Origin of the sequence: Thalassospira sp., assembly GCF_002709775.1 — a bacterium.
In the GTDB taxonomy this organism is placed as follows: Bacteria; Pseudomonadota; Alphaproteobacteria; order Rhodospirillales; family Thalassospiraceae; genus Thalassospira.
In genome coordinates this window covers 1-23976 of record NZ_PAQR01000040.1, presented here as the reverse complement: position 1 = coordinate 23976, position 23976 = coordinate 1, and the positions used below count along the sequence as shown (strand labels likewise).

Here is a 23976-nt window from a genome sequence, read left to right as displayed (position 1 = left end):
GACAGAAACGTTCTCCTCACTGGTAGGAACCATACCTGTTTATCAGGCATGCAGGTTACAGCAAAAAAGAATGCCGCCAATCACTGACTGGCGGCATTTTGTATTTACGCGTCAAACATATCCAGGCGAACCGGATTGGCTTTCGTCACTTTATCCAGTTCCATCAGAACCGAAAGCACTTCGGGAAGCTTGTTTAACGGGATCTGGTTCGGGCCATCGGAAATGGCCGTCGCCGGGTTATCGTGGGTTTCGATAAACAGTGCTGCGATACCAACAGCAACGGCCGCACGAGCCAGGACAGGCGCGAATTCGCGCTGGCCACCTGATGAGGTGCCCTGTCCGCCCGGCTGCTGAACCGAATGGGTGGCATCGAAGACAACCGGATAGCCCTGACGGGCCATGGTGGGAAGTCCACGGAAGTCCGTGACAAGCGTGTTATAGCCAAAGCTGGTCCCACGGTCACAGAGCATAATATTGTCATTGCCGGTCGCAGCCAGGTTATTGGCAACATTGGCCATGTCCCAAGGTGCCAGGAACTGGCCCTTTTTGACATTGACCACGCGGCCAGTCTTGCCAGCTGCCTGCAACAGATCCGCCTGACGGCACAGGAATGCCGGGATCTGCAGGATATCGGCAACCTCGGCCACCGCCGCACACTGATCAGGCAGATGCACATCGGTCACGATCGGAAGCCCGGTGGTTTCCTTGACCTCGGCCAGAATATCCAAGCCTTCCTGCAGGCCAACGCCACGTTTGGACGTCGTGCTGGTGCGGTTGGCCTTATCAAACGAGCTTTTATACACAAGCCCGATGCCAAGCCCTTCGGACAGTTCCTTAAGGGCGGTTGCCATTTCAAGCGCGTGCTGACGGCTTTCGATCGCGCAGGGGCCTGCCAGAACGGCAAACGGCTTGTCGTTGGCGATTTCGATATTGCCGACTTTGACGGTTTTAATTTCGGTCATTGCTATGACTTTCAGTCGATCACGTGTCTGTTGCTGTCACATAGTCCGACAGGCGCGATTACACCAGACGGCTGCGTTCTTTTGCAGCCTTGATGTAGGAAACAAACAGCGGATGCGGATCGAGCGGACGCGAACGCAGTTCCGGGTGGAACTGAACGCCGATGAACCACGGATGATCCGGATATTCGACGATTTCCGGCAAACGACCATCCGGCGACAGACCCGAGAACTTCAGGCCCTTCTCTTCAAGCTGCGACATGAAGTTGACGTTCACTTCATAACGATGGCGATGACGTTCCAAAACGGTTTCGCTGCCATAAATGTCGCGCGCATGGGTGCCATCAACAAGTTTGCACTCATAGTTACCCAGGCGCATGGTGCCGCCAAGGTCATCATCATCGGAACGACGTTCAACCGAACCACCATCTTTCGCCCATTCGGTCATCAGACCAACAAGCGGTGTCTTGGTCGGGCCAAACTCGGACGAGGACGCATCCTTAAGCCCAGCAAGGTTGCGTGCTGCTTCAAGAACCGCCATCTGCATGCCAAAGCAAATCCCGAAATACGGAACCTTGTTTTCGCGCGCATAACGGGCTGCGGCAATCTTGCCTTCGGTACCACGTTCGCCAAAACCGCCCGGAACCATGATCGCATCAAGCTTGGACAGGATTTCACTGACGTTGCCGTCTTTTTCCAGCTCGTCAGACGCAATCCATTCAAGCTTCACACGCACCTTGTTGGCGATCCCGCCATGGGTGAGCGCTTCGGTCAGCGACTTGTAGGCATCAGGAAGCTGGATGTATTTGCCAACGATACCGATGGTAACTTCACCTTCCGGATTACGGATGGTGTTGCAGATATCTTCCCACGGCTGAAGGTCCGGTTCCTGCGCCTGCAGACCGAAGTGATAGAGCACTTCGTTATCCAGACCATACTGGTGATAGCTGATCGGCACCTGATAGATATTGTCAACGTCATAGGCCGGAATAACAGCCGCTTCACGGACGTTACAGAAACGCGCAATCTTGCGGCGTTCATTGATCGGAATTTCACGATCGCAACGGCACAGAAGAATGTCAGGCTGAATACCAACGCTCTGCAGTTCCTTGACGGAGTGCTGGGTCGGCTTGGTCTTAAGCTCACCGGCCGAGGAAATATACGGCACCAGCGTCAGGTGCATGAACAAAGCCCGGCCATCGCCAAGGTCGTTGCCCATCTGACGGATCGCTTCAAGGAACGGAAGGCTTTCGATGTCACCAACCGTGCCGCCGATTTCGACTAGGACAAAGTCCTCGGTCGCATCCGACATGACGAATTCCTTGATCGCATCGGTGATGTGCGGAATGACCTGCACAGTCCCGCCAAGATAATCACCGCGACGTTCGCGCGCGATCACGTTGGAATAGATACGACCGGTGGTGACGTTATCGGAACGGCGCGAAGAAACACCGGTGAAACGTTCATAGTGGCCAAGGTCAAGGTCGGTCTCGGCCCCGTCTTCGGTCACATAGCATTCGCCATGCTGGTACGGGCTCATGGTGCCCGGATCGACGTTAATATACGGATCAAGTTTACGCAGACGAACTGTAAAGCCGCGTGCCTGCAGGGACGCACCCAAAGCAGCGGAAGCCAGGCCTTTGCCCAGCGAAGAAACAACGCCACCGGTAATAAAGATAAAACGAGTCATTATCTTGGCCTCATCTCAAAGCACAAAGCCTCGGTTCAGTGCAGTGCACCACGAACCGGGGAATTCAACAATCAAAAATTGAGGCGGCAAGTTTGCCGCCTCAGGTCGTCGGTTAATTTGTTTATCGGGTCGGAGCCGCGGGCCCGGTGTCCTCGGCGGGCTCGGTGACCGCAGGGGCCGGTTCCGGAGCCTGATCAAGGATCGAAGCCGGCTGGGTATGGGTATTCGACTGAAGGGCAAGGATGATGCTGGTGATCATGAATGCGCCTGCCAGAATCGCAGTAGTACGGGTCAGCAGGTTCGCAGCGCCGCGTGAGCTCATCACACCGAAGCCACCGCCGCCTCCGCCGCCGCTATTACCACCGATACCAAGCCCACCGCCCTCGCTGCGCTGCACGAGAATCACGGCGATCAAGCCGAGCGCAAGAAGAAGGTGGATTACCAGAATGACTGTTTGCATGGTGTCGAAACTCTTGTCCTAATCTACCGATCCAAACGCAATTCGGCCCGGATCGGGCATAAATTTGATGCGTATTTAACGCGTTTTATGGCTGTTGGCTAGACCATATTGAACAAAATCTGCAGCACTATCCGTTAGGCGCAGGATTCAATAATCTGCCAGAAATCTTCAACCTTCAGGCTCGCCCCGCCGACAAGCGCACCGTCGACATCTTCAACGCCCAGCAATTCCTTGGCATTGGACGGCTTGACCGAACCACCATACAGAATGCGGAACTCATTGCCATCCTCGAACCGTTTGACCAGTTCGGCACGGATTGCTGCATGAACCTCGGCAACTTCGGCCACACTTGCCGTACGGCCCGTACCAATCGCCCAGACCGGCTCATAGGCCACAACGGTGTTTTTCGCGGTTGCCCCTTCCGGAAGCGATACTGCCACCTGCCCGTTCACAACCGAAAGCGTCGCACCCAGATCACGTTCTTCTTCGGTTTCACCGACACAGACAACGGCGATCAAACCGGCATCATGGGCGGCAATCGCCTTTTTACGAATATCGGTAGAGCTTTCACCATGATCCGCCCGGCGCTCGGAATGACCGACCAGAACATATTGCGTACCAATATCGGCAAGCATCGTGGCTGCAACATCACCGGTATGCGCACCCGATACCGCAGCATGGCAATCCTGTCCGCCAACAGCAACGGCACTCCCATGGGTAACGCCAACCACGTCGGAAAGAAGTGTCGCCGGCGGGCAGACCAGAACGTCACAGCCAAGCGCCCCTTTTTCTTTCGCCTTTGCCGCCAGGCTAGACGCCAGCGCAAGACCGTCTGCACGCAAACAGTTCATTTTCCAGTTTCCGGCAATCAGGGGACGGCGTTGGGTCATGGGAGCTACCTCGTGCTGATCTGGTTCACATTCTGTCCGTGTATCAAGGCGATAACAGCCAGTTCGCGGCTGATACGATTTGTTACAGGACCTGTTTCGACGCGGGTTTTAGCATGCCATGCCACCGGGGCCAAGTACCCGAAAACGTCGCTGACGGGATTTGTGATGTGATTGCAGTCATCTTCTATACAATCGCCTGTTGCCGCTGATAACACTCGCCATTAAGATGCGCGGCAAATTTGCTCGGCTCGCGTCATCTGGCGCGTCGCTTGGGCGATCAATAATGAAACGACGTCAAGGCACGTTTTTGGCGTCAAACCACGGATTGTTAGGCTTATCATATGCTTGCTGGCATTCGCACATTTTCGAAATCAATCTTCGCCAAGATCATCTTCGGCGTGATTGCACTGAGCTTCGTGATCTGGGGCCTGAACGCATCGATGCTCAATCTGGGCACCTCGCGTGAAGTTGCCGAAATCGGCAGCCAGAAAATCACCCCCGTCGAACTGGACCGCGCGTTTCAGCGCAGCGTTCAGAATATGCGGAGCATGTTCGGACCGTCCTTCAACCAGCAACAGGCCGTTCAGATGGGCCTTCTGAACAATACGGTGCAGTCGCTCGTCTCCCAGAAGATCCTGCGTGAAGATGCCAAGAATATCGGTATCGGCATCAGCGACGAAAAAGTCCGTGATCAGATTTTTGAATCTGACAACTTCAAGGACCCGGCCACCGGCCAGTTCAGCCGCGACCGCTTCATGCAGGCACTCTATCAGGCTGGTTACACCGAAAACGAATTCATCAACGGTGTCCGTGGTGACCTGATGAGCCATCAGGTTGTCGGCAGCCTGACGGGCGCAGCACTTGTGCCCGAAATCATGGCACAGCAGATCGTGGCTTATCGCAATGAACAGCGCAGCGGTTCGTTCTTTACCCTGAACACCGCCGAATTTGCTGACATTCCGGCTGCTGATGACGCGACCCTTCGCACCTATCACGAAGATAACGCCGCGCAGTTCACCGCACCGGAAAGCCGCGATGTTACCTTGGCCACCCTGAGTGCCGCGGACCTGATCCCGACCATCACCGTGACCGAGGAAGAAATCGCTGAGTCCTATGCCCAGCGTGAACCGGAATTCCAGACCCCGGAAAAACGTACGGTCGAACAGATCCTGTTTGCCCCGAACGATGAGCAGACCGCCCGTGACGCCTATAACCGTCTCCAGGAAGGTGCTGACTTCATGGCCGTTGCCGCAGATGCCGGCATGGACGAAGCCATGGTCAAACTTGGCGAATTCACCGCAAATGACATCCTTCCGGATCTGAGCGAAGCCACCTTCTCCCTTGAAGAAGGCGGCATTTCCGAGCCGGTTGAAACCGCCCTTGGCTGGCACATCATCCGCGTCCCGTCCGTCACCCCGGGCAGCACGCAAAGCCTTGATGAAGTTCGCGACATCATTGTCGATGGTCTTAAGCAGTTCAAAGCCGAAGACGCGATCTATGATCTTGCCGCCACCTTCGACGAGGAACTCGGCGCAGGCACCCCGATCGAAGACGCCGCACGCGATGTTGGTGCAAAAACCTACAAGCTTGACGGCGTTGTCGCGGGCGAAGGTCTTGCTGGTCAGAACGTTGACGGCGCAGGCGAAATCAACGCCAAGATTTTCGAGCTTGAAAACGGCGAGGAAAGCTTCCTCGAAGAAACCGCATCAGGCACCCGTTATGTGGTTCGCGTCGAAAACGTAACCCCGTCGGCCCTCCGTCCGTTTGACGAAGTCCTTGACGACGTTATCGCTGCCTGGACCGCCGAAGAACGTCAGCGCCTGATGATGGCAAAGGCCGAAGAACTGGCTGGCAACATCAACGACACCGGTGCTGATATCGCAACGCTGGCATCCGAAGACGGTGCTGAACTTCGCGAAACCGGCATGACCCGCCGTACCGGTCGTGGTCTTGCGGATGATGTGAACCCGGCCGTTGCCGCAGCCCTCTTCACCCTCGAAGACGGCAAGGCCAAGGCTGTTCAGACCGGCGAAAACGTGGTGGTTGTTAAGCTTGATGACATTCAAGCCGCCGACATCAACACCGCTGATGCCGCCCCGGTAAATGACGAGCTCAAGGACGCCCTTAACGAAGACATCCTTGCGCAGTATCTCAACTACCTGAACGAGGAAATCTCGGTCACGGTAAACAATACTGTGATCAACGAGCTCTATCAGCCGACCGCTGCAAACTGATAAGCTTACAAGGGCGACCGGAAACATCCGGTCGCCCTTTTTCTATCCCGACAACGCCATAGACTAAACATCGGACAGATCATGGAAATCAAACCGGATTTCACCAGTTTCAAGCAAAACTACGATAACGGCATTTCGCAGGTTCTCTGGACCTCGCTGACAGCTGATCTTGATACGCCGGTCTCGGCATTTCTCAAGATCGCCGAAGGCATGCCAAACACCTATTTGCTTGAATCTGTTGAAGGCGGATCGGTCCGTGGACGGTATTCCTTTCTGGGCCTCAAGCCCGATCTGATCTGGCGCTGCTTTGGCACCAAGGCCGAACTCAATCGCCGCGCGATGGCCGATGCCGACGCCTTCGTGGCCGAGGCTGACGCACCGCTTGATAGCCTCAAGAAACTGATTGCTGAAAGCTATATCGAACTGCCTGACAACCTGCCGCCAATGAGTGCCGGTCTGGTTGGCTATATGGGCTATGACACCGTCCGCCTGATGGAAAAGCTGCCTGACAGCAACAAGGATGAACTCGATGTGCCCGATGGCATTTTCATCCGCCCGACCGTAACGGCAAGTTTCGATACCATCGAAGACACCGTCACTGTCGTCACCCCGGTGCGCCCGGAAAACGGTATCTCGGCGGATGCGGCCTATGATCTGGCCTGTGCGCGTCTCAATGACGTGGTCCAGCAGTTCCAGCGTAACCTGTTTATCGACCGTCGCTCCAAATCCGTGCCCGATACCCTGCCCGAGCCTGCGGTCAGCGTGACCGAGGCCGGCTTCCACGACATGGTCGAAAAGGCCAAGGACTATATCCGCGCGGGCGATATCTTTCAGGTGGTCCTATCCCAGCGCTACACGCTGCCCTATCAGCTACCCCCCTTCGCCTTTTACCGCGCCCTTCGCCGGATCAATCCGTCGCCCTTCATGTTCTATCTTGATATCGGCGGCTTTCAGGTCGTCGGCGCCAGCCCGGAAATCCTTGTCCGTCTGCGCGACGGCGAAGTCACCATTCGCCCGATTGCCGGCACCCGTCGTCGTGGCAAAACGCCTGATGATGACAAGATCATGGCCCAGGACCTGCTTGACGATCCCAAGGAACGCTCGGAACATCTGATGCTGCTCGACCTTGGCCGCAACGATGTTGGCCGCGTTTCCAAACCGGGCACCGTGCGTGTCACCGACCGCGAACAGATCGAATACTATTCCCACGTCATGCATATCGTTTCCAACGTCGTCGGTCAGATTGACGAAACCAAATATGACGCCATGGATGCGCTCAAGGCCGGCTTTCCCGCCGGAACCGTTTCAGGCGCACCCAAAGTCCGCGCCATGGAAATCATCGATGAACTGGAATCGGTTCGTCGCGGCATCTATGCCGGCTGTATCGGCTATATCTCTGCCGACGGTTCGATGGATACCTGCATCGCGCTGCGCACCGCCGTCATCAAGGACGAGAAAATCCACATTCAGGCCGGTGCCGGTGTCGTCGTCGACAGCAAACCGGAACTCGAACACAAGGAATGCCAGAACAAGGCCGGCGCCCTCATGGCCGCCGCCCGCGAAGCCCATCGCTTCGCCTGATTGGCGATCACGCAAACAAAAAGGGCTGCAGAATGAAACTGCAGCCCTTTTTCATGTCCGTCTGTCAGACCTACCCAGTCACACTTTGCATCGATCGGCGCAAAACATCCGTAATCGGCACCAGCACAAAGCCCTTGGCCTGAATTTCGGGGATCCATGTTTTAAGTGCGCCAATTGTCAGATCGCGCGGATGGCCGATTGCGATGGCAAAGCCCTGCTTGCGGGCGACATTTTCGGTACGCGCCAGCATATCGGCGATCTTGGCCGCATCATCGGCATCATCGATAAAGATATCGCGGGTAATCGCCGGGACGCCGAAATTGTTGGCCGTTGAATAGCCAACCGAGTCTGCGCTGGTGCGGCTATCAAGGAACATCAGACCGCGTGACTTCATCACTTCCATGACGACACGCATGCGTTCCGGATCGGCGGTAAACTTGCTGCCCATGTGGTTGTTCACACCGACATAGCCATCAAAGCGATCCAGCATCCAGTCCATCTCGTTCAGGATCGTCTGGCGATCATAACTTGCCAGCAACGCATGCGGCCCCGGATCGACAGCGGCCGAGGATGGCTCCATTGGCATATGCAACATCACCTCATGCCCGGCCTTGCGCGCCGCGTTGACCTGCGGCTGCAAATCGCGGGCATAGGGCAGATAGGAAATCGTGATCGGCCCCGGAAGCTCCACCGTGCGCGCCGTGCGCGGCTGATCAAGGCCAGCATCATCAATCACAATCGCGATCACCGGCTTGTCGCCGGTATCCTGCGTCAGGGCGGCATATTTCCGCCATGGCTGATCCATGGCCGCAATCGACGCACTCGGCACATCATTGCCGCTATCACCCGGAAGGATATCGCCCCCTTGGGTGGGCTTGCGCGATGCCGGTGCCGGAACATAGTCCGTCAGCCCCTGCTGACCTTGCGTGTTTTGTCCCGTCGAGGCGCTGGAACCGTCACTTTCGCCAACGAGATACCCGGTACGTCCACGCTCGGAAATCGATGCGTTATCCGAAAGCTTGTAATCCTTGCGCAACATCGGGGTCGGTTCGGGATCGGCAAGTGCGTAATTCGGCGCCTTCTGATCCGCAGCACGGCCAAATTCGTCCGACGCGCGATCAAGTTCAAGCATGCTGCCGACCGCGATGATCGCAGACAGTGTACCCGCAACAAAGGCCCCGCCCAGCATCAGGCGACCAATGCCACCCGATTTCTTTTTCGGGGCGGTCTTCTTGCGATTGGATTTCTTGGGTGCCGCCTTTTTACGTTTGGCGGTTGTTGCCCGGGTTGCCCGGCGTGCCACGCTGTGGTCTCCAGTATTCGTTTGCTGGGATGCTCGTAGCGGCTGTTTCGTTGATTGAACAGCCCCTTCCCATATGGTGATTATACACCGATCCTGTCGGCGGTTCTTTTGATCTTTTTAAAACGGCTCTGGTTAGCGCACAGTTAAAGGATCGCACCTCGTGTGATCAGAGATGCAGCTGATACCAAAAAAGCCTTGCTCTGCTTCTGCTTGACGTAGCGACAATGGCGTTTATTCTCTGCCGACCTTAATGTGCGTGAGCCTGCTTTTTTATGTATCTCCTCATTGATAATTACGACAGTTTCACATTCAATCTGTGGCACTATCTGCGCGAACTCGGCCCCGAGGTCGAAGTGCGCCGCAATGATGAGGTGAGCGTGCAAGAAGCGCTCGCACTTAACCCCGAAGGCATTGTGATCTCGCCGGGTCCTTGCGACCCGGAACGTGCCGGCATCTGCCTTGATCTGATCAAGGCGGCGGCGGGCAAGGTCAAGCTGCTTGGCGTATGTCTTGGCCATCAATCGATTGGTCAGGCCTTTGGCGGCAAGGTTATCCGCGCGCCTGAATGCATGCATGGCAAAACCGATGCGATGACCCATTCCGGACAAAGCGTCTTTGCAGGCCTTCCCAGCCCGTTTGAAGCCACCCGTTATCATTCATTGGTGATTGAGCGCGAAACTTTGCCCGACAGCCTTGAAATCACCGCAGAAAGCGGAGATGGTCTGATTATGGGCGTGCGTCACAAAACCCATCAGATTCACGGCGTTCAGTTCCATCCCGAAAGCATTGCTTCGGAACATGGCCACGCCCTATTGAAGAATTTTATCGACTATACCAGTGCCTGACCGATAGTGCGTTGCGTGCACTGGACCGCAAACCAAGGAAGACCCGATGTCGACTGATCATGATCTGAAGCCAATTCTGGCCAAAGTCGCAGATGGCGAAAAACTGACCGAAAGCATGGCCGAAGGCGCCTTTAACGTGCTGATGTCCGGTCAGGCGACGCCATCGCAGATGGGGGCTTTCCTGATGGGGCTGCGCCTGCGCGGTGAAACCATCGATGAAATTACCGGTGCGGCCCGTGTCATGCGCGAAAAGGCCACCGGCATCATTGCCCCGGAAAACGCGGTTGATACCTGCGGCACCGGCGGTGATGGCAGCGGCACCTATAACATTTCGACCGGGGCGGCCATCGTTGCCGCTGCCGCTGGCGCAACCGTTGCCAAGCACGGCAACCGTGCGGCTTCGTCGAAATCGGGTTCGGCTGATGTTCTGATGGCGCTGGGTGTCAATCTTGATGCCGATATGAAGCTCCTTGAGAAGGCGCTTCGTGAAATCAATCTCTGCTTCATGATGGCGACCCGTCACCATTCGGCGATGCGCCATGTCATGCCGACCCGTGTTGAAATGGGCACGCGCACGATCTTTAACCTGCTCGGGCCACTCGCCAACCCGGCCAAAACCAAACGTCAGGTTCTCGGCGTCTTTGGCAAACAGTGGGTCGAACCGATTGCCCATGTGCTGAACCGTCTGGGCTCCGTCCATGCCTGGGTTGTCCATGGTCATAGTGGCCTTGATGAAATCTCGACCACCGGCCCGACCTTTGTCGCCGAGGTCAAGGATGGCACCGTCACCACCTTTGAAATCAATCCGGGCGATTTCGGCCTTGAAACCGCAACGCTTGACGACCTCAAGGGCGGCGATGCCGATGTCAATGCCAAGGCGATCACAGATCTGCTCGCCGCCAAAAAAGGCCCGTACCGTGATATCGTTCTGATGAATGCCGGCGCGGCCCTCGTGGTGACCGGCATTGCCAGCGATCTGGCCGATGGCATCAAAAAGGCCGCAGAGGCCATTGATAGCGGCAAGGCCGCCAAAACCCTTCAGGGCCTTGTAGACATCACCAACGAAGGAAACGCGGCGTGAGCGACGTACTGACCAAAATCTGCAACGACAAGCGCGAACATGTCGCAGCCTGCAAGGCGCGTACGTCTATTGGCACGCTTGAGGCCGAGGCAAAAGAACAATCCGCACCGCGTGGCTTTATCAAGGCGCTTGAAACCAGTGTTGCCGATGGCCGTTATGGCCTGATTGCCGAAATCAAGAAGGCCTCCCCGTCCAAGGGCCTGATCCGCCCGGACTTCAATCCGCCGGAACTGGCCAAGGCCTATAAGGCTGGCGGGGCAAGCTGCCTGTCGGTTCTGACCGACATCCCCTATTTCCAGGGCGATGACAGCTATCTGGTCGCTGCCCGTGCCGCCGTCGACCTTCCGGCCCTTCGCAAGGATTTCATGGTCGATCCCTATCAGATCACCGAGGCCCGCGCGCTTGGTGCGGATTGCATTCTTCTGATCATGGCGGCCCTTGAAGACAGCCTGGCGGCCGAACTTGAAGATGCCGCGCACAGCCTTGGCATGGATGTGCTGATCGAGGTGCACAATGCCCCGGAACTCGAACGGGCGCTGAAGCTGAAATCGCGACTGCTTGGCATCAATAACCGTAACCTCAAGACCATGGAAACCAGCCTCACCACGACCGAGGAACTGGCAAGCATGGTTGGTGATGACCGTTTGCTGGTCGCCGAAAGCGGCCTGTTTACCCCCGATGACCTTGCCCGCATGGCAAAGGTTGGCGCGCAATGCTTCCTGATCGGTGAAAGCCTGATGCGTCAGGACGACGTCGCAACCGCCACCCGCAACCTGCTCGGCCTTGCGGCCTGACCCATACTGGACCCAAAATGGCAGACAAGCTTTCCCATATTGATGCCGGTGGCAATGCGGTGATGGTCGATATCTCGGCCAAGGCGGAAACCGCGCGCATTGCAATTGCCAAGGCACGGGTTCTGATGTCTTCCGAAACGGCCAAGCTGATTGCGGAACGCGGCCATAAAAAGGGGGATGTTCTTGGCATCGCGCAGCTTGCCGGGATCATGGGCGCGAAAAAGACCCCCGATCTGATCCCGCTCTGTCATCCCCTGCCCCTAACCTCCGTCACGGTCGATCTGGAGCTTGCCAGCGACGCTGATGCCGTCGATATCACCGCCACCTGCAAGACAACCGGCAAGACCGGTGTCGAGATGGAGGCCCTCACCGCGGCGTCGGTTTCGGCCCTGACGGTTTTTGACATGTGCAAGGCGGTTGATAAAAGTATGAGGATTACCGATCTGCGGGTCACCCGAAAAGAAGGTGGCAAGTCGGGGACCTTTACTGCGGACTAGCATCCTGTGCTGAAAAACGGCTCAATATTCACATTTTTTGAAAAATTGCCGCGATTATTCGGTTTTTCCGTTTAATCGCACAGACGCGCTTGACCCACGAAAAGAACTAAAGTAGAACATTTATGTATCCTTTTTGTTCTTTTTACAGGTTCGGGAAATATCATGCTGACGCGCAAGCAATATGAGTTGCTGGTCTATATAGACAATTACCTTCGCGATCACGGGATTTCGCCCTCTTTCGACGAAATGAAAGAGGCCCTGAACCTTAAATCCAAATCCGGCATTCATCGCCTGATCACAGGGCTTGAGGAACGCGGTTTCATCCGCCGCCTCGCCCATCGTGCACGCGCGCTTGAAGTGGTGCGCCTGCCCGAAAACAGCGACGATGACGCGCCCGAAAAGCCAAACAACGTCACATCCATCGCCAGTGCGCGAAAGGCGCCGCACCGGCCCGCGACCGTGCCAACCGCGTTCTCCGAAGCCGGGGAATCCATTGGTTTGCCGCTGTATGGCCGGATTGCTGCGGGTACCCCGATCGAGGCCCTTCGTGATCAGAGCACCATGGTGCAGGTCCCGGCCGCCCTCCTTGGCACCGGTGATCACTACGCTCTGGAAGTATCGGGTGATTCGATGGTTGAGGCCGGCATTCTTGACGGCGACACCGTCCTGATACAGCGCTGCGAACAGGCCCATGACGGCACCATCGTTGTGGCCCTTGTCGATGACAGCGAAGCCACCCTCAAACGCCTCAAGCGTGGCCGTGGCGAGGTCCTTTTGGAGCCTGCCAATGCGCGCTATGAAACCCGCGCCCTGTCGCCGGATCGCGTGCGCATTCAGGGCCGCCTGGTCGGGCTCCTGCGCCAATACTGATCGTTCGCCTGCATTCTGAACATCAAACGCCCGGTGCTATTGCCCGGGCGTTTTGTTTTGTGAGGTGTCGCGCAGGCTCGCATCCTATCGCCCTGCTCTGCCGCCGATGATGATCCACGGCCAGTTACCGGTTTCTGCGCGGACAGTGTTGATGATGGGTGATGCCGTTGAAGTTTCGGGCAGCTTGATGGCCACACCGCCCTGCCACCACAGAACATCATCATCAATGATCGTACGTGCGCCGGATGCCTGACAGGTGGTTGGCAGATCTGTTTGTTGGCTAACGATAATATCGGCGTTGCGACAGGCGTAAAAGGGGTTGGTGATGTGGCTTGCGACAATGATGCGTGATGGTACGTTGTTAGCGCTAACAGCTACATAACACGGGTCGTTTTGGCAGGGTTTTACGCGGCTTTTTTCCTGTTCCGGGCGAATGCCAAAGCGGTTCATCCAGATGTCTTTCTGGAAGTCATTCAGTCGGGATGATGTATGCAGGGTGCCGGCATCGGGGTCATAGATCGCCCAGCTTTCGCGGTCGCCGGAGATCAGGATTTCCGGTTCTTGATGGGTTAGCTGAAAAATGAAGGCTGCGATGATCACAGGGATCACCGGGATGATCATTACCTTGTCCCGCCAGATGACGATCCATGCCAGGGCCAGCAAACCCAAAGCGACCGCCCACATATCAAGGCCCGAGACATACCAAAGCCCCCAGTTTTGGGCGGCGACCAGATCGGCGGTTTCCAGCAAAGCAGTCAGCCCGGGCTTCACTGCCGCCAAGGAAAGCCCGGCAAGCCCGAACGGGACAAGTGCCAGTGTCACGACAATCCACGGCATTACCCAGAAGGCCATGACCGGAATGGCGATCAGATTGGCAAACACGCCGAGCATCGAAATGCGCCCAAAATGATAGCCAATGATCGGGGCAGTCACGGCAGTGACAATCAGGCTGGTCAATAGCAAACCGGCAAGATAAAGACCGCCGCGCTCATACCAGGACAGCATGCCTTGCCGGTCCAGCCAACGACGCCCCGGCCCATCATAAAAGGCGACAAGTGCGCCAACGGCGGCAAAGGATAACTGGAAGCTTGCCCCCAGCACGGCATCAGGCCGCAGGACCAGAACAACAATGGCGGCCACACCCACCAACCGCAGCGATATGGCCCGTCGATCCAACAGCAATGCCAACCAGACAACCAGTAACATGACAAAGGCACGCTGGGTCGGGATGGTGGCCCCCGACAAGCCTAGATACACAAGTCCGGCCAGCATCGCGGCCATTGCGGCCCATTTCTTGATCGGATAGCGCAAGGCAATTGCCGGAATGGCGGCCAGTCCGAAGCGGATCAGGAAAAACACCGTCCCGCAGAGCAAACCCATATGCAGTCCCGAAATCGCCAACAGGTGGGCCAAGCCCGACTTGCGGAGATTATCAGCAATTTCGGGAGTGACTTCGCCCCGCTCGCCAATGATCAGCGCCTTGGCAATTCCGGTTTCAGGTCCGGTCATTTCATTGCTGATAGCAGCCGAGATATGCTGACGCGCACTTTCAACATAAACCATCAATGCATTGTTATCGTGTGTTTTTTCCAATCCAGAAACTTCGAACTGTCGTCCAAAAACAAATCCGGATGCGCCAATATTGCTGAAATAGAGATTGCGTGAAAAATCGGGATCACCGGGTACGGATGGCGGCCGCAGCGGAAAGAGGCGCGCGTTTGCGCGGACCTGATCACCGATCGAAAGCCGACTGTCGCCCAAAAAACTGAGCCTGACATTCCAGTTCAGTTGGTCTTCGGGGATACCATCAATTTTGCTGGGTTGAACCGTTGCCCGGATCCGCCCGTTACGGGGTTCCAGCCCGATGATGGTGCCGGTGACTTCAGTCGCATAAAGCGTTTTTGTCGGAATATCAGTTGGGCCCAGTTCGGTATGAACCGCACTCGTCAAAGCCCCGAAAGCCATGCTGGCAAGCAGTTGAAACACAAAGGCGAGAAAAGCAATGCGCCGCGACACCCAGAATGCGCAGGCCAAAAGAATCACAGCAAGACCGATCTCGGCAGGATCAATACGCGCAGGGAGCAAGAAATACCCGGCACAGACCAACCCAAAGAATATAACGGAAGTCAGAAACCACTTATTTCTTTGGCTTGTAACAACAAAATTAATTTGCGAGAGAACATTCGCAAATATTTGAATTAATTGAATTTTACCTGCCGCCCTACGACGAATGTCCAATAGCCCGCCTGCCGCATTGTTTCTATCTAACATCCGCTGTGGTGCAACAGCGTGTCATTTGTGCTATAGCCTGCACGCCAAAAGTCCCCAGGACAAGCGACAACATCCAAATAACGGATAGAGTGAATGACGGTTGTTACCCGTTTTGCCCCGTCTCCGACCGGGTTTCTACATATCGGCGGCGCACGCACCGCACTTTATAACTGGCTGTATGCCAAACATACCGGTGGCAAGTTCCTGCTCCGGATTGAAGATACCGACCGTGAACGTTCAACGCCCGAGGCTGTCGATGCCATTTTTGACGGTTTGAACTGGCTTGGCCTGACCGCAGACGAAGAGCCGACTTTCCAGTTTGCTCGTCGCGACCGCCATGCAGAAGTCGCCCAACAGCTGCTGGACGCCGGCAAGGCGTATTATTGCTATTGCTCGCCCGAAGAGCTGACCGCCATGCGCGAGAAAGCCCGGGCAGAAGGCCGCCCGATGAAATATGACGGCACCTGGCGTGATCGTGATGCATCAGAGGCCCCCGAAGGCGTCAAGCCGGTTGTGCGCGTCAAAGCGCCGCTGGAAGGCGACGGGGTGATCAATGATCAGGTTCAGGGCGAAGTTCGTGTCGGTAACGAGCAGCTGGATGATTACGTGATCCTGCGCGGTGATGGCACGCCGACCTATATGCTGTCTGTTGTGGTTGATGACCATGACATGGGTGTGACCAACGTTATCCGTGGTGATGATCACCTGACCAACGCGTTCCGTCAGAAAGTAATTTATGACGCCATGGGTTGGGAAGTACCGACCTTTGCCCATATCCCGCTTATTCATGGTCCGGACGGTGCGAAACTGTCGAAACGCCATGGTGCGCTGGGTGTTGATGCCTATCGCGATGAAATGGGTTTCCTGCCCGAGGCGCTGAACAACTATCTGCTGCGTCTTGGCTGGGGCCATGGTGATGATGAAGTCATTTCGGCCGAACAGGCCATTGAGTGGTTTGACATCACCGATGTCGGCAAAGGGGCAGCACGCTTTGACTTTGCGAAGCTGACCAACCTGAATGGTATCTACCTGCGTCAGGCCGATGACAAGCGCCTTGTAGACGAGATCGCACCGCTGATTGCCAAGCAAATTGGCGTGGACGGTCTTGATGCATCGCAAAAAGAAATCTTGATCAACGGCATGGCAGGCCTTAAAGAAAGGGCCAAGACTCTTATTGAGCTCGCCGACTCTTCGGCCTTTTACGTTACTGACGGCGTCAATTCCGTTAACGAGAAAGCCCAGTCCCTGATTGATGGTGCACCTGAAGGTCTGTTCAAGGAACTGGCCAACAGTCTTGAAGCGCTTGATAGCTGGACTGAAGAGGACGTTGACGCAAGTGTTCGCGCTATCGCCGAGAAATTCGAGTTAAAGCTTGGCAAAGTTGCGCAGCCCTTGCGGGCGGTGCTTACAGGCTCCAACTCTTCACCAGGCATCTTCGAAGTAATGATTGTGCTTGGAAAGACACAAACGCTGAAACGCATTCGCCATTTCGATGCATAACAACAGCGAATTAAGAAAAACTAATAACCCGTTTGCGCTTGGTGCGCCGCAGCATTATGCTGCACCCAACTTGAAACCGTGTTCGTTCAAACAGGGAAGGAAAAATAGTCATGGCATCTAATTCCAAGACTTCCCACACCGTGACCCTGACCGACAATGCCACTGGCAAGTCGTTCGAGATGCCGGTGCTTGAGGGTAGCGTAGGCCCGTCTGTCATCGACATTCGCAAGCTCTATGCTGAAACCGGATATTTCACCTATGACCCGGGCTTCACTTCGACCGGCTCCTGCCAGTCCGAACTGACCTACATTGATGGCGACGTTGGTATCCTCCGTCACCGCGGTTATGCAATTGATGAACTCGCAGAAAATGCCGACTTCCTCGAAGTCTGCCATCTGCTGCTTTATGGTGAGCTGCCGAATGCCACCGAGAAAAGCCAGTTCGAAAACGATATCACCATGCACACCATGGTCCACGAACAGATGCGCAATTTCTATAACGGCTTCCGCCGTGACGCGCATCCGATGGCCATCATGTGCGGCGTTGTTGGTGCAATGTCTGCTTTCTATCATGACAGCACCGACATCAATGACCCGCAGCAGCGCTTGATTTCGGCTTATCGCCTTATTGCGAAAATGCCGACCATTGCTGCGATGGCATACAAATATTCGATCGGTCAGCCGTTCCGTTACCCGAACAACAAACTCGGCTATGCAGAAAACTTCCTGCAGATGATGTTCGGCAACCCGTGCGAAGACTATGAAGTCAATCCGGTTCTGGCCAAGGCAATGGATCGTATCCTGATCCTGCATGCCGACCACGAACAGAACGCATCGACCTCGACCGTTCGTCTGGCCGGTTCTTCGGGCGCCAACCCGTTCGCATGTATTGCGGCTGGTATCGCATCCCTTTGGGGTCCGGCACATGGTGGCGCAAACGAAGCCGTTCTGGTCATGCTGAACGAAATCGGCGATGTGAAAAACATCCCGGAATTCGTTGCAAAAGCAAAAGACAAGAACGATCCGTTCCGTCTGATGGGCTTTGGTCACCGCGTTTACAAAAACTACGATCCGCGCGCCAAAGTCATGCAGGAAACCTGCCACGAAGTTCTCAAGGAACTCAACATCAGCGATCCGCTGCTTGACGTTGCCCAGGAACTGGAACGCATCGCACGTGAAGACGAGTACTTCATCGAGAAGAAACTCTATCCGAACGTCGACTTCTATTCGGGCATCATCTTCAAGGCGATGGGCATCCCGGTCAGCATGTTCACCGTGCTGTTCGCCGTTGCTCGTACCGTCGGCTGGATTTCCCAGTGGAAAGAGATGATCGAAGATCCGTCGCAGAAAATCGGTCGTCCGCGTCAGATGTTCACCGGTGTTGCAGAACGTCCGTTCGTTCCGGTCAACAAGCGCTAAATCGCGAAGACAACGATCTGAAAAAGAAAAGGCCCGGATTTTCCGGGCCTTTTTGTATTTCGGGGCAAGGGCCAAAGGTCGCCTGCCCAGCATAATCTTAAGCTTACCAGCTACCAATATTTTCCATGCTGGCCCACGGTTCTGCCGGGGCAAGGTTGCCACCCTTTTGCAGGAATTCGATGGAAATGCCGTCCGGGGAACGGACAAACGCCATACGGCCATCACGCGGCGGACGGTTGATGGTGACACCGGCATCCATCAGTTTCTGGCAGGTCTCATAGATATCATCGACTTCATAGGCCAGATGCCCGAAGTTGCGGCCACCCGAATAGCTTTCCGGATCCCAGTTATAGGTCAGTTCAAGCTCAGGCGCCTTGGTGGTCTTGGCACTTTCGACATCTGCCGGCGGTGCAAGATAGATCAGGGTGAAACGGCCCTGCTCGCTTTCGATGCGGCGGGTCTCTTGCATGCCCAGAAGGTCGCAATAGAACTTCATCGACTCATCGACATTTTCGACACGTACCATCGTGTGCAGGTAGCGCATAACACTGTCTCCGTTATGAATTGATCACTGCGAAGAACCTAATTGCAATGCGGATTTGACGCCACCCGTAACAGGTTATTTTTTAGCAATGATTTTCAAAATCTGTTCGGCGGCCTTTTCGCTGGGCGGCCTGTCGCCAAATCCGAGCAAGGTACAGGCTTTGTCAAAGCCCTCGATCTGGATGGCTCTTTCCGGCCCATCTGCCATCAGGGCTTCAAGGCGCGGGGTAATGCGTTTTGCCTTGCATTTATCCTGAAGGAATTCGGGGATCAGTTTTTGCCCCAGAACCAGATTGACGATGGTGACGGTATCGATCTTGATCAGGCGCTTTGCGATCCAGCCGGTAATCGCGTTGACCTGATAGGCAATGACATGCGGTACACCGGCAATGGCCAGTTCAAGCGACACCGTTCCCGATGCGGCCAAGGCCGAATTGGCGGCAGCAAACGTATCATGGCGGTCCTGATCGGTGGTAACGATGATCGGATCAAGCGGCCATGATTGCATTTCTGCGGTAACCGTGTCGGCGACCTTGCTGACAGTCGGGACGACGATGCGGGCATCGGGATATTTGGTCGCGATGTCATCAATGACCTGCTTAAACACAGGCAGCAGGCGTTTAACCTCGGAATTGCGGCTTCCGGGCAGGACAGCCAGAAGCTTTTGATCGGGGCTCAGGCCATGTTGGGTGCGGAACCTGTCACCATTCCCATCATGACGCTCTTCGACCGCTGAGTGGCCGATAAAGGTGGTTGGCAGGCCTTCTTTCTCGAAGTAAGGCGGCTCAAACGGCAGCAGTGCGAGCAAGTGATCAAGAAAGCCGGCTATTTTCTTTGCCCGACCTTCGCGCCATGCCCAGACTGATGGTGCGACGTAATGCACCAGCGGAATGCCCTTGCCTTTTAGCTTCTTGCCAACGCGAAAGCTGAAATCCGGGGCGTCGATGGTAATGACGACGTCGGGTTTTTCGGATTTGGCGAAATCGGCCGTCTGGGAAATGCGTTTAAGCAAATGCGGGATATGAGGCACGACCTCTGTCAGGCCCATGACCGACATTTCATTCATTGGAAACAAGCTTTTGAGGCCTTCACGTTCCATACGCGGGCCACCGACACCAATAAAACGGATATGGTCCTGCTTGGCCTTTAGCGCTGCCATCAGGCGACCGCCCAGTTGATCCCCGGATGCTTCACCGGCAACCAGCATGATTTTCGGGCCAAGTGGCGCGGTTTCATCCGCCATGGGGGGCTTCCTCATCCGGGAGAGCCAGACCGATCACAAACAGGCCCAGCGCATCGGCACGGGCAATTACAGCTGCCCGGTCAATGATCATGGTTCCACCCGCAAGCAACGCAACGCCGCGTAACCCGGCCTTGTGGGCCTCTTCGATCGTTGTCATGCCGATGGCCGGCAGATCAAGACGTTTGTCTTGCTGCGGCTTGGCGGACTTTACCAGCACGCCACCAACGCCGTCGCGCTTATAAGTCGCCGACCGGCGGACCATTTCATCGGTGCCCTCGATGGCTTCGAGTGCCAGCACCAGCCCCTGCTGGACGACGCAGCCCTGCCCGACATCGGCTTGTCCCAGTGTACGGGCAACGGCTAGGCCATGGCGGGCATCAGAAATTGCCTGCTCGTCCGGTTTTAATTTGCCAAGCACCCCTTCCTCGACAGCGAGATCGCCGAGAATTTCATGGGCACCGAGCAGTCGGAAACCTTCGCGTTCGAGCTCCTTACCAACAAGCCGAAGCAAACCATCATCGCCAAGCGCCTTGGAACCGACCTTCATCAGAAGTTTGGCCGCGCGCCAATCAGGACGAATGGATGAAAAGCTTGGACGTGCGACCTTGCCTGCCAGAACGACGTCCTGACAGTTTGCATCGCGCATCGCATCAAGGATTTTGGCCGCAGCGCCAAGGCGCGTGGTTACAGTCGGATATTGATCAAGGTCGGGATCATCGGCATAGCCATCGAGTTTGACGATACAAACATCGCGGCCAGCGGAAATCGCAGCCCCTGCCAGACGGGCGGGAAGTGCCCCGCCCCCGGCGATAATCCCCAATTTTGGCTGCGGATTATCCTGCGGAGCTGTCATATTTCGGCGTGCATACGGAACGCATGCTTTCCGCTTTGAGGAAATTGATGATTTCCATCACCGGACCGACGCCCTCAAAATCCTTGGCGACTTCTTCGACGCGCTCTGCCAGTGTGCCTTCCTGTGCAAACAGCAGGCGATAGGCCTTGCGTAGCGAATGGATGGTTTCACGATCAAAGCCACGGCGCTTGAGGCCAACAATGTTCAGGCCCGACAGATAGGCACGGTTGCCAATCACGGAGCCATAAGGAATGACGTCGCTTTCAACACCGGTCATGCCACCGATCATCGCGTGCTTGCCGATACGGACAAACTGGTGCACCGCCGACAGGCCGCCAACAATGGCGAAGTCTTCGACCAAGACGTGGCCAGCAAGCGTGCCGTTATTGACCAGAATGCAGTGATTGCCGACATGGCAATCGTGACCGACATGCGCACCCGTCATCAGCAGGCAATCATCACCAATGGTGGTTTCCATACCACCACCTTCGGTGCCTGGATTAAGGGTTGCGCCCTCGCGGATTTTGGTGCGCTTGCCAACGACCAGACGGCTTTGTTCGCCCTTGAACTTCAGGTCCTGCGGCGCATGACCGACAGAGGCAAACGGATAGACTTCGCACTGATCGCCAAGGGTGGTGTGACCTGCGACAGCGACGTGGCTGTGCAGTTTGACACCATCACCCAAGACAACATTCGGGCCGACCACGCTATAGGGCCCGATTTCGACATCCTGACCAATCTGCGCGCCATCTTCGACAACGGCGGTTGGATGCACTTTTGACATTATCAGTTATCCCGGATCATCGCGGCGATGGTGGCCTCGGCAACGACCTGACCATCGACCTTGACCTGGCTTTCGAATTTCCAGACCGGGCCACGGCTTTGTTTCTTGGTGACATGGATGTGCATGACATCACCCGGAGTGACCGGTTTACGGAAGCGGGCGTTATCGATGCTCATGAAGTAAACGAGCTTGCCTTCTGCGTCTGCGCCCAGCGTCTGGACAACCAGAATTGCTGCGGTCTGCGCCATGCTTTCGATGATCAGGACCCCGGGCATGATCGGCTGCTGAGGGAAGTGGCCGGTAAATTGCGGCTCGTTCATCGTGACGTTCTTGATGCCGGTCGCACAGACATCGGTTTCGATGTCGATGACCTTGTCGATCAGAAGGAACGGATAGCGATGCGGAATCATTTCCAGAATGCGCTGGATATCGACACTTACCAGTTCGGTCATGTGTGTAGCCCTTATTTCTTTTTTCGTATCAGACGCGACAAGGCGACCGTCTGTTTATGATATTCCATGACCGGAACGGCGGGGCTGCCGCCCACGGTTTCGCCCGGTCCGATATTTTTCATGACGCCGGCTTGGGCTGCGACTTTCGCGCCATCGCCGATTTCAAGATGTCCTGTAATACCTGCCTGACCGGCAAGCACAACAAAATTACCAAGCTTGGTCGAGCCGGAAATCCCGACTTGCGAGACAATGACACAACCCATGCCAAGTTCAACGTTATGGCCGATTTGCACCAGATTGTCGATACGACAGCCATTGCCGATCACGGTATCGGGCCCAGCCCCACGATCAATCGTGCTGTTTGAGCCGACTTCGACATCGTTGCCAATGACGACGCGGCCCAGCTGCGGGACCTTGACGTGGCCTTGCGGGCCCATGGCAAAGCCAAACCCGTCCTGCCCGATGCGGGCACCGGGATAGATCAGGCAAAGATTGCCAATCAGGCTGTGGCTGATCGAGGCATTTGCGCCGACCTTGCAGCCTGCACCAATAACAACGCCCTCGCCGATGACGGCGTTGGACGCGATAATGGTGCCATCGCCGATTTCGCAATTGGCGCCAATGACAGCACCGGCATCGATCTGAACACCCTTACCCAACTTGGCGGTTGGATCGATCACGGCGTGATCGGAGACAACGCCATTGCCAGTTTCAAATGGATAGAACGCAGTCGCGGCCTTGGCATAGGCACGGTACGGGTCCTTGGTAGTGAACAACACCATGCCGTCAGGCGCGCGCTCAACAAATTCAGGGCGCACGAAGCAGGCGCCTGCCTTGCTGCTGGTGAAGGCATCAAGGTATTTGCGGTTATCAAAGAAGCTCAGGATATCGCCATCGGCATTCTGCAGTGGCGAGACATCCTGAAAGACCCGCGTTTCATCGGGTGCATTGACCGGGGTTGTTTCCGTCAGGGCCGCGATTTCGGCGACACTGAGTGGTCCCTTGCGGCTAAAGAAACGCGCATCCGCCATCAGGAGCCTTCCTTGAATTCAACCGTAATGGTCGGCACTTCGGCATTTACCCGATCAAAGACCGCCTTGGTCGCATCCATCGAGGTTGCAAACAGCACGGCCTGCCCGCGATGCAGGACAAGGTTAGCACCGCGTTCTTCGGCAACACGACCGACAATCTCGTTCAGGGCTTGGGTGAACTTGGACTGGGCTTCTGCCAGTGCCTGATCAAGAACGCGGCTGCGGGCCTGGGCGAATTTCTGGAAGTCCGCCACTTTCTGCTGGAAAGCGCGCTGTTTTTCCTGAAACACGTCTGCGGCAAGCAACGTGCGCTGCTGTGCGAGCTGTTTTTCCTCGTCGCGCAGGCCCTGTTCGCGGGTTTCGATTTCCTGCTGATAGGCGACCTGACGTTCGCGGATCTGTTTGCGGGCGTCCTGCATGGCAGATGCTTCGCGCATGATCCCGGCAACATCGACAATCATCACGGATGCAAAATTGTCCGGGTTCGGTTCCTGCGCCTGTGCCACAGACACATTAGCTGCAAAACCGATCAGGGCAGAAAGAACCAGCAGGTTACGTAGTGATTTGATCATTTTCATTAGAATCTGGTTCCGAAGTTAAGTCGGAACATTTCCTCTTTGTCGTGATCTTCTTTTGTGATGGCCTGAGAGATATCAACACCAATCGGGCCAAACGGC

Annotated in this window: 22 protein-coding genes; 9 read left to right on the top strand and 13 right to left on the bottom strand. The window is 55.9% G+C overall.

The features are described 5' to 3' along the window. Window positions 1–104 precede the first annotated feature (104 nt). The 4 genes from kdsA to tpiA all read right to left on the bottom strand — a co-directional run bounded on the left by kdsA (window position 105) and on the right by tpiA (window position 3999). Window positions 105–962, bottom strand: coding sequence for a 3-deoxy-8-phosphooctulonate synthase (gene kdsA, locus CMO10_RS14330; RefSeq protein ID WP_044826744.1), 858 nt, complete (start codon window positions 960–962; stop codon window positions 105–107). A 58-nt stretch (window positions 963–1020) separates the two neighbouring features. Beyond that, entirely contained in the window at window positions 1021–2649 is a 1629-nt protein-coding gene (locus CMO10_RS14325; protein ID WP_297023484.1) for a CTP synthase, read from the bottom strand. A gap of 121 nt (window positions 2650–2770) precedes the next feature. Next, on the bottom strand, window positions 2771–3109 hold the full coding sequence (secG, locus tag CMO10_RS14320; RefSeq protein ID WP_044826746.1) for a preprotein translocase subunit SecG: 339 nt from the start codon (window positions 3107–3109) through the stop codon (window positions 2771–2773). Window positions 3110–3243: 134 nt separating this feature from the next. Then, complete coding sequence (tpiA, locus tag CMO10_RS14315; protein WP_297023477.1) at window positions 3244–3999, bottom strand: triose-phosphate isomerase; 756 nt, start codon at window positions 3997–3999, stop codon at window positions 3244–3246. 341 nt (window positions 4000–4340) lie between these two features. Here tpiA and CMO10_RS14310 point away from each other — a divergent pair, with 341 nt between their 5' ends. Next, window positions 4341–6233: a SurA N-terminal domain-containing protein gene (locus CMO10_RS14310; protein WP_297023475.1), complete on the top strand. Its 1893-nt coding sequence runs from the start codon at window positions 4341–4343 to the stop codon at window positions 6231–6233. 81 nt (window positions 6234–6314) lie between these two features. After that, window positions 6315–7814: an anthranilate synthase component I gene (gene trpE / locus CMO10_RS14305; RefSeq protein ID WP_297023472.1), complete on the top strand. Its 1500-nt coding sequence runs from the start codon at window positions 6315–6317 to the stop codon at window positions 7812–7814. 70 nt (window positions 7815–7884) lie between these two features. Here trpE and CMO10_RS14300 read toward each other — a convergent pair whose 3' ends face one another. Next, the gene (locus CMO10_RS14300; protein ID WP_297023470.1) at window positions 7885–9117 is read right to left on the bottom strand and encodes a divergent polysaccharide deacetylase family protein; all 1233 of its coding nucleotides are present in this window, start codon (window positions 9115–9117) and stop codon (window positions 7885–7887) included. Window positions 9118–9389: 272 nt separating this feature from the next. Between CMO10_RS14300 and CMO10_RS14295 the strand changes: the two genes are divergently transcribed. The 5 genes from CMO10_RS14295 (at window position 9390) to lexA (ending at window position 13204) form a co-directional block, all read left to right on the top strand. Beyond that, the gene (locus tag CMO10_RS14295) at window positions 9390–9962 is read left to right on the top strand and encodes an anthranilate synthase component II (protein ID WP_044826751.1); all 573 of its coding nucleotides are present in this window, start codon (window positions 9390–9392) and stop codon (window positions 9960–9962) included. 46 nt (window positions 9963–10008) lie between these two features. Then, window positions 10009–11043: an anthranilate phosphoribosyltransferase gene (gene trpD, locus CMO10_RS14290; protein WP_297023465.1), complete on the top strand. Its 1035-nt coding sequence runs from the start codon at window positions 10009–10011 to the stop codon at window positions 11041–11043. Next, complete coding sequence (gene trpC / locus CMO10_RS14285) at window positions 11040–11837, top strand: indole-3-glycerol phosphate synthase TrpC (RefSeq protein ID WP_297023463.1); 798 nt, start codon at window positions 11040–11042, stop codon at window positions 11835–11837. The genes trpD and trpC overlap by 4 nt, the downstream gene beginning before the upstream one ends. After that, entirely contained in the window at window positions 11834–12334 is a 501-nt protein-coding gene (moaC, locus tag CMO10_RS14280) for a cyclic pyranopterin monophosphate synthase MoaC (protein WP_472910362.1), read from the top strand. Before trpC ends, moaC begins: the two co-directional genes overlap by 4 nt. A gap of 162 nt (window positions 12335–12496) precedes the next feature. After that, entirely contained in the window at window positions 12497–13204 is a 708-nt protein-coding gene (lexA, locus tag CMO10_RS14275; protein WP_297023459.1) for a transcriptional repressor LexA, read from the top strand. Window positions 13205–13288: 84 nt separating this feature from the next. Here lexA and CMO10_RS14270 read toward each other — a convergent pair whose 3' ends face one another. Beyond that, window positions 13289–15289: a ComEC/Rec2 family competence protein gene (locus tag CMO10_RS14270; RefSeq protein ID WP_297023456.1), complete on the bottom strand. Its 2001-nt coding sequence runs from the start codon at window positions 15287–15289 to the stop codon at window positions 13289–13291. 279 nt (window positions 15290–15568) lie between these two features. Here CMO10_RS14270 and gltX point away from each other — a divergent pair, with 279 nt between their 5' ends. Both gltX and CMO10_RS14260 read left to right on the top strand, forming a co-directional pair. Beyond that, window positions 15569–16975 (top strand): glutamate--tRNA ligase, encoded by a 1407-nt coding sequence (gene gltX / locus CMO10_RS14265; RefSeq protein WP_297023453.1) that lies wholly within the window; start codon window positions 15569–15571, stop codon window positions 16973–16975. A 110-nt stretch (window positions 16976–17085) separates the two neighbouring features. Further along, entirely contained in the window at window positions 17086–18393 is a 1308-nt protein-coding gene (locus CMO10_RS14260) for a citrate synthase (RefSeq protein WP_044826757.1), read from the top strand. Window positions 18394–18496: 103 nt separating this feature from the next. Here the strand turns inward: CMO10_RS14260 and CMO10_RS14255 are convergent, their stop codons facing one another. The 7 genes from CMO10_RS14255 to CMO10_RS14225 form a co-directional block, all read right to left on the bottom strand. Beyond that, window positions 18497–18937 (bottom strand): VOC family protein, encoded by a 441-nt coding sequence (locus tag CMO10_RS14255; RefSeq protein ID WP_297023448.1) that lies wholly within the window; start codon window positions 18935–18937, stop codon window positions 18497–18499. Window positions 18938–19012: 75 nt separating this feature from the next. Continuing rightward, window positions 19013–20179: a lipid-A-disaccharide synthase gene (gene lpxB / locus CMO10_RS14250; RefSeq protein ID WP_297023445.1), complete on the bottom strand. Its 1167-nt coding sequence runs from the start codon at window positions 20177–20179 to the stop codon at window positions 19013–19015. Then, the gene (locus CMO10_RS14245; protein ID WP_297023443.1) at window positions 20169–21032 is read right to left on the bottom strand and encodes an LpxI family protein; all 864 of its coding nucleotides are present in this window, start codon (window positions 21030–21032) and stop codon (window positions 20169–20171) included. Before CMO10_RS14245 ends, lpxB begins: the two co-directional genes overlap by 11 nt. Continuing rightward, a complete protein-coding gene (gene lpxA, locus CMO10_RS14240) occupies window positions 21013–21816 on the bottom strand; it encodes an acyl-ACP--UDP-N-acetylglucosamine O-acyltransferase (RefSeq protein WP_297023440.1) in 804 nt (267 codons plus the stop codon). The genes CMO10_RS14245 and lpxA overlap by 20 nt, the downstream gene beginning before the upstream one ends. Before the next feature lie 2 nt (window positions 21817–21818). Beyond that, the gene (gene fabZ / locus CMO10_RS14235; protein WP_044826764.1) at window positions 21819–22268 is read right to left on the bottom strand and encodes a 3-hydroxyacyl-ACP dehydratase FabZ; all 450 of its coding nucleotides are present in this window, start codon (window positions 22266–22268) and stop codon (window positions 21819–21821) included. Window positions 22269–22279: 11 nt separating this feature from the next. Then, window positions 22280–23299 (bottom strand): UDP-3-O-(3-hydroxymyristoyl)glucosamine N-acyltransferase, encoded by a 1020-nt coding sequence (gene lpxD / locus CMO10_RS14230; RefSeq protein WP_297023433.1) that lies wholly within the window; start codon window positions 23297–23299, stop codon window positions 22280–22282. Then, window positions 23299–23877 carry an OmpH/Skp family outer membrane protein gene (locus CMO10_RS14225; protein WP_297023428.1) on the bottom strand — a complete coding sequence of 193 codons (579 nt, stop codon included), beginning with the start codon at window positions 23875–23877 and terminating at the stop codon, window positions 23299–23301. The genes lpxD and CMO10_RS14225 overlap by 1 nt, the downstream gene beginning before the upstream one ends. Window positions 23878–23976 lie beyond the last annotated feature (99 nt).

Coding starts and splice junctions, on each gene's coding strand:
- kdsA (WP_044826744.1), bottom strand. CDS start 962: ATGACCGAAATTAAAACCGTCAAAGTCGGCAATATCGAAATCGCCAAC.
- CMO10_RS14325 (WP_297023484.1), bottom strand. CDS start 2,649: ATGACTCGTTTTATCTTTATTACCGGTGGCGTTGTTTCTTCGCTGGGC.
- secG (WP_044826746.1), bottom strand. CDS start 3,109: ATGCAAACAGTCATTCTGGTAATCCACCTTCTTCTTGCGCTCGGCTTG.
- tpiA (WP_297023477.1), bottom strand. CDS start 3,999: ATGACCCAACGCCGTCCCCTGATTGCCGGAAACTGGAAAATGAACTGT.
- CMO10_RS14310 (WP_297023475.1), top strand. CDS start 4,341: ATGCTTGCTGGCATTCGCACATTTTCGAAATCAATCTTCGCCAAGATC.
- trpE (WP_297023472.1), top strand. CDS start 6,315: ATGGAAATCAAACCGGATTTCACCAGTTTCAAGCAAAACTACGATAAC.
- CMO10_RS14295 (WP_044826751.1), top strand. CDS start 9,390: ATGTATCTCCTCATTGATAATTACGACAGTTTCACATTCAATCTGTGG.
- trpD (WP_297023465.1), top strand. CDS start 10,009: ATGTCGACTGATCATGATCTGAAGCCAATTCTGGCCAAAGTCGCAGAT.
- lexA (WP_297023459.1), top strand. CDS start 12,497: ATGCTGACGCGCAAGCAATATGAGTTGCTGGTCTATATAGACAATTAC.
- gltX (WP_297023453.1), top strand. CDS start 15,569: ATGACGGTTGTTACCCGTTTTGCCCCGTCTCCGACCGGGTTTCTACAT.
- CMO10_RS14260 (WP_044826757.1), top strand. CDS start 17,086: ATGGCATCTAATTCCAAGACTTCCCACACCGTGACCCTGACCGACAAT.
- CMO10_RS14255 (WP_297023448.1), bottom strand. CDS start 18,937: ATGCGCTACCTGCACACGATGGTACGTGTCGAAAATGTCGATGAGTCG.
- lpxB (WP_297023445.1), bottom strand. CDS start 20,179: ATGGCGGATGAAACCGCGCCACTTGGCCCGAAAATCATGCTGGTTGCC.
- CMO10_RS14245 (WP_297023443.1), bottom strand. CDS start 21,032: ATGACAGCTCCGCAGGATAATCCGCAGCCAAAATTGGGGATTATCGCC.
- lpxA (WP_297023440.1), bottom strand. CDS start 21,816: ATGTCAAAAGTGCATCCAACCGCCGTTGTCGAAGATGGCGCGCAGATT.
- fabZ (WP_044826764.1), bottom strand. CDS start 22,268: ATGACCGAACTGGTAAGTGTCGATATCCAGCGCATTCTGGAAATGATT.
- lpxD (WP_297023433.1), bottom strand. CDS start 23,299: ATGGCGGATGCGCGTTTCTTTAGCCGCAAGGGACCACTCAGTGTCGCC.
- CMO10_RS14225 (WP_297023428.1), bottom strand. CDS start 23,877: ATGAAAATGATCAAATCACTACGTAACCTGCTGGTTCTTTCTGCCCTG.